Source organism: Fluviicola sp., from assembly GCF_030151805.1.
Lineage (GTDB): Bacteria > Bacteroidota > Bacteroidia > Flavobacteriales_D > Crocinitomicaceae > Fluviicola.
In genome coordinates, this window is sequence record NZ_JASLCN010000437.1 from 1 (window position 1) to 8384 (window position 8384).

Sequence of the window (8384 nt, forward strand, 5' to 3'; positions counted from 1 at the left end):
GTGAGCGTTTGCTGCATGCAAAAGTGGATCAAACAGGTGTTGAAACACAACGTGAGGTTGTAAAAGAAGAAAAAAGACAGCGTGTTGATAACCAACCGTATGCTACTTTCATGGAAAACCTGTTCAAGATGGCTTACAAAAACCATCCTTACCGTTGGGTTCCGATCGGAAGTATGGAAGATTTGAATGCTGCACAGGAAATTGATTATGTGAATTTCTATCACACATTCTATGTTCCTTCCAATGCAGTTCTTTCCATTGCTGGAGATATCAATATCGAGCAGACTAAAAAGTGGATTGACAAATATTTTGCTTCTGTTCCAAAAGGACAAGCAATTAACCTGTTCCGCGATTTCGAAAACCTTTCCGATGCAGATTTCAAAACAAAATACGGAGTGGAGAAAAAAGCTTTTGATGCGAAAAACTTCAATAATCCGACTGATGCGAAAGCAAAAGAAGTATTGAAGAAATATGCTGCAATGGGATGTGAAATTCCTCGCCCGAATCCTGCATTCGAGCCGATTTCAGGGGTACAGAGAGAAACTATTTACGACAACATTCAATTGCCGGCAGTATTCATGGGTTACAAATTCCCGAAAGAAACCGACAAAGATTTCGCTGCTATCGAATTCCTGAATGCCGTTTTATCCGGAAGTAATTCTTCCCGCATGAACAAAGAAATCGTAGAGAAAAAACAACAAGCTGTTGCTGCCTTCTCTTTCGCATTCAACATGGAAGATCCGGGATTGGGAATCGTTGCTGCAATTGCGGCGAACGGTACTTCAGTTGACGATTTGGAAAAATCGTTGGATGCAGAGATCAAAGCGATTCAGGACAATTTAATTTCCGAAGAAGAATTCCAGGCTGTTCGAAATCAGTTTGAGAATCAAATTGTTAGTTCCAATTCAACGGTAGCCGGAATTGCTGAGAACTTAGCTCAAAACAGAATGTATTTCGGAAGCACGGAGTTGATCAACAAACAAATGGAGATCTACATGAGCATTACCCGTGAAGATATTCAACGTGTTGCGAAAAAATACCTGACTCAGGATAACCGCATCATTTTACATTATTTACCAAAGGCAAACTAAGAGAATAAGATCATGAAAAAGTTAATTACACTTGTTGCTTTAGCGGCATTTACAGGGGTTCACGGACAAATTGATCGTTCTGTAAGACCTGCTGCAGCTGCAGCTCCGACCATTAACATTAAAAACTCTGAGGTTTTCAAACTGAGCAATGGAATTACCGTTATTCTTTCTGAAAATCATAAACTTCCACGTGTTTCTTTCTCTCTTACAATGGGGGCTTCACCGATGATTGAAGGTTCTAAAGCGGGAACAAACAACCTGATGGGACAATTGCTTACTTCCGGAACAAGTAAACGCTCGAAAGACGTATTGGACAAAGAAGTAGACAACATGGGAGCATCTTTAAATGCTGACGGAAGTTCTATTTACTTCTCTTGCTTGACAAAACACATGGAAACAGGATTGGATATCATGCAGGATGTTGCGATGAATCCGGCTTTTCCTCAAAGTGAGTTTGACCGCATCAAGAAGCAAAACGAATCCGGATTGTTATCTGCGAAATCAGACCCAAACACGATGGCATCCAATGCAGAAAAGAAAATCGACTTCCCGAATCACCCGCTTGGTGACATTATGGACGAAGCTTCTTTGGCTGCAATTACATTGGATGATGTGAGAAACAATTACAAAAAAGTATTCACTCCAAATGGAGCATACCTGGTAATTGTCGGTGATATTACAAAAGACAATGCGGTAAAATTGGCCGAGAAATATTTCGGAACATGGAAAGGCGGAGCTGTTTACAAAGAAGATTTCGGAAGCGGATTGAAAGCAAAAGGAAACCGCGTGATCTTCGTAAACAAACCGGGAGCAGTTCAGTCTGTGATTGATATTACATTCCCGATCGAAATGAAACCGGGAGCGAACGATCAAATTGCGTTGAATGTTATGAACAGCATTTTAGGCGGTGGTTCATTCGGTGCGCGTTTGATGCAAAACCTGCGTGAAGACAAAGCGTATACTTACGGATGTTATTCCGACTTCGAAGTAACAAGAGACGGAAGCTGGTTCGGTACATCCGGAAGTTTCAGAAATGAAGTAACGGATTCTGCGATCACTCAAATCCTGAACGAGATTGCTAAAATCAGCGACAGTTATGTAACGGACGACGAATTGAACCTTGCAAAATCAGCAATGGCTGGTGGATTTGCACGTTCATTGGAAAGACCTCAAACAATTGCGCGTTTCGCTTTGAACATTATTCGTGAAAACCTGCCTGCAGATTACTACCAAACCTATTTGAAGCGTTTGGATGCTATTTCCAAAGACGATGTATTGACTGTTGCTCAGAAATACTTCAAAAACGGATTCAATATTGTGGTAGTTGGTAACGAAGACATCTTGCCGAAATTAAAGGCTTTCGACAGCGACGGAATCATCGAAAAACTGGATCCGTTCGGAAATCCTGTAAAGGAAATGAAGAAAGCAGACATCACGGCTGATCAGCTGATCGAAAGATATATCAACACGGTTACGAAAACAACTTCAGCAAAGGATTTGGCTAAGAAGATGAAAAAGGTAAAATCTGTTGTGAAGAAAATCGAACTTTCTGCTCCTCAGATCCCGATGGCAATCAACATGACGGAGGTATTCCTAGCTCCAAACAAAGAAGCTATCAAAATCGAAGCTCAGGGAATGGTTTTCCAAAGTTCATACTATGACGGAACAAAAGGTTCTGAAATGAATATGCAAACAGGTAAGAAAGCGATGACTGCTGAAGAATTGGCTTCGAAAAAGAAAAGCGAAGGATTGTTCCCTGAAGCAGCTTACAAAATTTCCGGAATGAAGTACGAAATCAAAGGAATTGAAACAATCAACGGAAAAGATTACTATGTATTGGTAACCAATGACGGTGATAAAGAATCCTACGATTACTTTGACGTAACAACAAACCTGAAGTTCAAAACCATTTCAATTTCGAAAGAAGGTGGTGAAGTAATGGAATCAACTGTTACCTATGATGACTACAAAGACGTAAACGGATTCCTGTTCGCTCACAAACTAACTCAAACGGCAGGTGAAATGAGCCTTTCCGGAGTTACGAAATCGATCGAATTCAATGGTGAATACGATAAGACGATGTTTGAATAATCGACAACTTGAATACAGTAAAAAGCCGGGGTGAAAAAATGTTCACCCCGGCTTTTTTGTTTCACGGCTTTTTCTCCGGCAGGCAACCTTTCTGTTTTCATGATTGTATTCTGTGCAACACAATAAATCTCAACACATGAAAACCTGTTTTACATTCTTTTCCTGCTTTATCTTTTTAAATACTTTTTCCCAGAACGTTAGTTTGGACAACTATTTCGGAAATTCAGGAGTCGTTATCACCAATCAATCAACCGAAATAAACAGCATGGCAGTTGCTGCAGACGGGGCTGTTTTCAGCAGTGGGTATCACTCTTTGGGAAACGGAAGCGATGTGTATCGTTTAACCGTTTCAAAACACAACAGCAACGGGAGTATTGCTTCGAATTTCGGAACAAACGGTTTGGTTTATACGGAAGTCGAGTACTCGGAATTTCCCTTAGATATCACGCTTCAACCGGATGGAAAAATCCTGACAGCAGGTTCTGCTTATATGGGCCCAACACAAATGGGACCAGGTGATCATCGCTCTTTCATTGTCCGTTATCTTCCAAACGGAACGATTGATTCCAGCTTTGCAACGAACGGCATTTTTGTGTCTGGTTATACGGATAGTCATTTCAACTCTATTCTTCTTCAAGGCAATGGTTCTATGTTGTTGGTCGGAAATGCAGGAGGTCAGACTTGTATTACGAAACTAACTGCTAACGGAATTTTGGATCCTGCTTACGGAAACGGCGGAGTGAAATTTTTGGGTGATGCAAACTACTTTTTGGTGAATTGGGGAGGAATCTCCTTGAATGATGGATCTGTTTTACTTTACGGATATGAAGGAAGTGATTATGTGAATACAAAAGTCTCTTGTGCAAAAGTTGATTTACAGGGAAATTTAGTGACTTCCTTCGGCCAGGGAGGAAAAGTAATCCTAGATACTTATGACAGTGACACAATCATTGGAAGTGTTACCGAACTGATCTCAAAAGCCATTGAATTACCGGATGGGAAAATCATCCTGAACGGATTCTCCGTGACCGGCCTGGTGATCAAACTCAATGCTGACGGCAGTCTCAACTCCGCATTCGGTTCAAACGGAATCCGTACGCATAATTACAAATCCAAAGACATGGAAATTCAGCAAGACGGAAAAATACTTCTTGGAGGAAGTCGTGAAGTTTCCGAATACAACTACGGATTTACTATCACGCGCTTGCTTGCCAACGGAAACCTGGATCCGGGATTCAACGGAACAGGTTCGTTTACCGTAGATTTCTCCCCGGGAAATGATTACCTGCAAACCATGAAATTGTTGGATTCCGGGAATAAACTGTTGGTTGGAGGTTCGTCAAGAGATGCTAATTCTATTGCACATTTCATGCATGCGCAAATCGATCTCAGTCAAAGTTTGAGTCTTTCTGAAAATTCAACCGGGGACCTTTCTGTTTACCCGAATCCGTTTACCCATGAATTAACTTTTTCCTTCGACGGCAATGAACTTTCCGGCATCCAATTGATTGATCCTTCAGGTCGCGTTGTAAGTACTTTTGAACATATCGAAAACAATAAACTGCAGTTAGATCATCTTTCAAACGGAATGTATCAACTTGTTTTGACAAAGAAATCCGGTGAAACAAAGACTATTAAAGTTGCGAAACAGTAACTTTGATTCATGCAGTTGAAATCATACTTAAACCGTTTTGCAATTTTTTCGGAGGAAGAGATCGACCGGATTCTTCCTCTGTTTTCTGTCAGGAAAGTCGAAAAAGGAGATTATTTTATCCGAGAAGGACACTATTGTTCGGAGGTAGCTTTCATTGAAAAGGGAGTTTTCCGCTCTTTTTACACTTCAGAAGCCGGGGAAGAAATCACCTACTGTTTCCGGTTTCAGAATGAATTTATGACGGCCTATTCAGCTTTTATTACCGGAAATAAAAGTGTTGAAAGTTTTCAAGCCATTTCGGATGGCGAACTGTTGGTAGTTCCTAAAATGGAAATTGAGCAACTTGCAGAGCAAAACCCAAAATGGACACTCTTTCTGAAAATCGTTGCCGAACAGCAATACCTCGAACTGGAAGGCCGCGTGTTTCAATTACAACGCGATTCTGCACAAAAACGGTATCAAGATCTTGTAGACAATCAACCGGAATATATTCAACAAATTTCCTTGCAGCACCTGGCTTCTTACCTCGGAATCACACAACGGCATTTGAGCAGAATCCGGAAACAGGTTGTTTTGTGACATTTGTCCTTTTTTAGCAGATCGAATGCGCTTAGCTTTGCTCAAAACAAAAACAATGAGCAAGAAAATACTGATTATCAACGGGCATCCCAATCACAACTCATTTAATTTCGGAATCGTGGAAGCTTACCGGAAAGGAGCAGCAAACTCCGGTGCTGAAATTCGCGAAATCGTCATCGCAGATCTTCAATTCAATCCCAATCTTCGGTTCGGATATCAAAAAAGAACGGAACTCGAACCCGATTTACTTGATGCATGGGAAAAAATCCAATGGGCAGAACATTTGGTTTGGATTCACCCGGTTTGGTGGGGAGGATTACCTGCTATTACCAAAGGGTTTATCGATCGGTTGTTTCTTCCCGGATTTGCCTTTCAATACCGTGAAAATTCCAGTTTTTGGGATAAACTGCTGAAAGGAAAAACGGCTCATATTATTACTACGCTGGATCAACCGGGTTGGTTCTACCGGCTGGTTTTCAGAAGACCAAGTGTGAATCAGTTGAAACGATCTGTTTTGCAATTCTGTGGAATCAGTCCGGTGAAAGTGAGTTACATCGGAATTATCAGGAACTCTGAAAGCGATATGAGGAAGAAATGGCTGGAGAAGGTTGAGAGTTGGGGACGGAAAATGAAATAGCCATGTCCTCCCCCTTTATCCCCCTCCCAAGGGGAAACAAAGATTTTCTCTTAAAGATTAAAACTTGCTTCGAAAATTTAAAATGAGGATGATAGAATCTCTTTTTGAAAGAGGGTTAAAAATTCCCCCTTTGGAGAAGCGTAGTTAAAATCTCACAAATCCTTTATAATCCCTGAAAGCCAGCCACAATAAAGGATTCAGCGGTTTCGTTATATTGGAAGGAACTTGAAAGAATTTAGGGGAATTGGGGGGCAAACCTCCAATTTTCCTACCCTTTTTAGTACCCTGCGTATGAGTTATTACTTATATGTTTGGATCAACCAATAAAAACGAATCACCATGAAATTAAAGATCAATTTCATACTTAAAACTGGAGTCGACGGAGAAATTCCGGTTCTGGCAATCATGAACTTCGGATACAAAGAATTCGATGTAATGAAGCAAACTCATGTGTATAAACCACTTCGATATTATACTGGAGTGAAAGTTACAAAATCTGATTGGGATCTGGATGAAAAACTTCCAAAGAATAAATCTAAACGAACTGAGCTTCTACAACTGGAAAAGCAAGCTACGGATATATTTAATTATCTGATCACAACAGAAATAGTAACACCTGACCGCTTAAAGCAAGAGTTGGATGTCAAAATCAAAAAGAGAGAGAATAAAGCAATTGTACAACGAGTTCGGATCGTGGATTTCATTTCCAATGAAATTATGAAAGAGCAGAGCTTAAAACCCAAAACCAAACAAAGCTATACTACGCTTCATAACCGATTAAAGGATTTTGAAAAGAAAATCGGAAAGCAATTATTCAGTAATGAACTCAATGAGGAACTGTACAATAGTTTTATTGATAGCATCCGTGAACGTTCCAATCGGATCAATACGGTTTGGAGTATTTACAAGAGTTTTAAAGCGGTGTTGAACCGGATTGAGCGAAAATACAAACTCACGGTCTTCAGTCCTACCAAAGAACTTCGCCCAACAGATAAAGTACGGATGGTAACAGAGGATAAAATTTACCTGGAATTTGAGCAAATACAAGAAATCATCAAGTACAATCCGCCAAATGAGGAATTGGGAAATGTGAAACTTATTCTGCTAACGTTACTCTTTACCGGGTGCAGATATTCCGATGTTTACAAGATTGTTCCTGAACATACGTATTCAAAGAATGGTGTAACGTTCAAGTATGCTCGTTATTTCAGTGAGAAAACAGATACTGAAATCGTAGTTCCAATCCTTAAACCATTGCAGGATGCAATCAATACAAACGGAGGAAACTTAGCTTACCCGATTTCGCAGCAAAAGTTCAATGCACTTGTGAAGAAAATTGCTGAAGATTGTAAGTTGAATGATGAAGTTACGCTTTCATACACGAATGCACATGGAAAGAAGCAGTTTATCACTCAAAAGTTGTTTGATTTCGTTTCATCCCACATCGGAAGAAGATCGTTCATTACCAATCTGATAAACTTTGTTCCGATAACAGTCCTGAGTAAGATTACAGGTCATACAAACTCTATCCCAATCCCGGAATTTGACTTATCAGACACAAGTGTGATTTTTAAATACAATAAGATCTCATTGATTGATAATGCAGCACGTTTCGTGAAGGAGTTGAAACAGCAAGTGAAATCTAATAGGGATTACTTCCCGTTTGAATTGGTTTGATGATTTACAGTAGTCTCAATGTTTAAATTCATTTTTGATAGTTCAAAAACTGACCAAAGATTTTTTTATTGATTCCTTTAATATTGCCAATGTAATAGACTTATTATTAGTTGATTATTGTTTTTATGAAAATTATTATTTAGTATTGATGCAATAAACACTGAAAAACTATTCACGAAAATCCCTAAAGTTCAGAATGAATTTTTTTTAATTGATCGTAAATAATCAAAGTTGCGCCTTTGTGTGCGTTGTTGGTTTCCCAAAAGGATCACAACTAAAATCAATAGATAAAAAACGAATAAAAAGAATATTATGAAAAACCTAATTCACTTGGTAATACTTTCTATGGTGATTACATTTTCATCATTTGTTTATGGACAAGATGAATCTTTATTCAACAGGATTAATGGTGTTAAATTGAAAGAGAATATTTTTATAAAATGGGACGAACCGAAAAAAACGTTTGTCTATGCCTCAGACGGCATAGACAGTTGGCATACTATTGATGACGATTTAATCTTTAATGTTAGAAACGACTATAAAAATAATTTTAAGGTCTATTTGCAATTTTATAATCCATTACGCTATTCAATAAAATCAGAAGTGAAAGACATTGACGACCCAGCATACAAAGCCATAAATGAATTTATTTCAC

General features: G+C 39.2%; 7 protein-coding genes. All 7 read left to right on the forward strand.

Annotation, left to right across the window (positions count from 1 at the left end; all coding sequences use genetic code 11):
• Nucleotides 1-1091: pitrilysin family protein (locus Q1V93_RS16570; protein WP_300666193.1), on the forward strand; the 1091-nt coding region annotated here is incomplete at its 5' end.
• 12 nt (nucleotides 1092-1103) lie between these two features.
• A complete protein-coding gene (locus Q1V93_RS16575; protein ID WP_300666194.1) occupies nucleotides 1104-3182 on the forward strand; it encodes an insulinase family protein in 2079 nt (692 codons plus the stop codon).
• A 136-nt stretch (nucleotides 3183-3318) separates the two neighbouring features.
• The gene (locus Q1V93_RS16580; RefSeq protein ID WP_300666195.1) at nucleotides 3319-4836 is read left to right on the forward strand and encodes a T9SS type A sorting domain-containing protein; all 1518 of its coding nucleotides are present in this window, start codon (nucleotides 3319-3321) and stop codon (nucleotides 4834-4836) included.
• 9 nt (nucleotides 4837-4845) lie between these two features.
• Nucleotides 4846-5415, forward strand: coding sequence for a Crp/Fnr family transcriptional regulator (locus Q1V93_RS16585; RefSeq protein WP_300666197.1), 570 nt, complete (start codon nucleotides 4846-4848; stop codon nucleotides 5413-5415).
• 55 nt (nucleotides 5416-5470) lie between these two features.
• A complete protein-coding gene (locus tag Q1V93_RS16590) occupies nucleotides 5471-6052 on the forward strand; it encodes an NAD(P)H-dependent oxidoreductase (RefSeq protein WP_300666198.1) in 582 nt (193 codons plus the stop codon).
• Between the two features lie 339 nt (nucleotides 6053-6391).
• Nucleotides 6392-7729, forward strand: a complete 1338-nt coding sequence (locus Q1V93_RS16595) for a phage integrase SAM-like domain-containing protein (RefSeq protein ID WP_300666200.1) — start codon at nucleotides 6392-6394, stop codon at nucleotides 7727-7729.
• A 312-nt stretch (nucleotides 7730-8041) separates the two neighbouring features.
• A partial coding sequence (locus Q1V93_RS16600; RefSeq protein WP_300666202.1) for a hypothetical protein occupies nucleotides 8042-8384 on the forward strand: 343 nt, incomplete at its 3' end.

Coding starts and splice junctions, on each gene's coding strand:
- Q1V93_RS16580 (WP_300666195.1), top strand. CDS start 3,319: ATGAAAACCTGTTTTACATTCTTTTCCTGCTTTATCTTTTTAAATACT.
- Q1V93_RS16595 (WP_300666200.1), top strand. CDS start 6,392: ATGAAATTAAAGATCAATTTCATACTTAAAACTGGAGTCGACGGAGAA.
- Q1V93_RS16590 (WP_300666198.1), top strand. CDS start 5,471: ATGAGCAAGAAAATACTGATTATCAACGGGCATCCCAATCACAACTCA.
- Q1V93_RS16575 (WP_300666194.1), top strand. CDS start 1,104: ATGAAAAAGTTAATTACACTTGTTGCTTTAGCGGCATTTACAGGGGTT.
- Q1V93_RS16585 (WP_300666197.1), top strand. CDS start 4,846: ATGCAGTTGAAATCATACTTAAACCGTTTTGCAATTTTTTCGGAGGAA.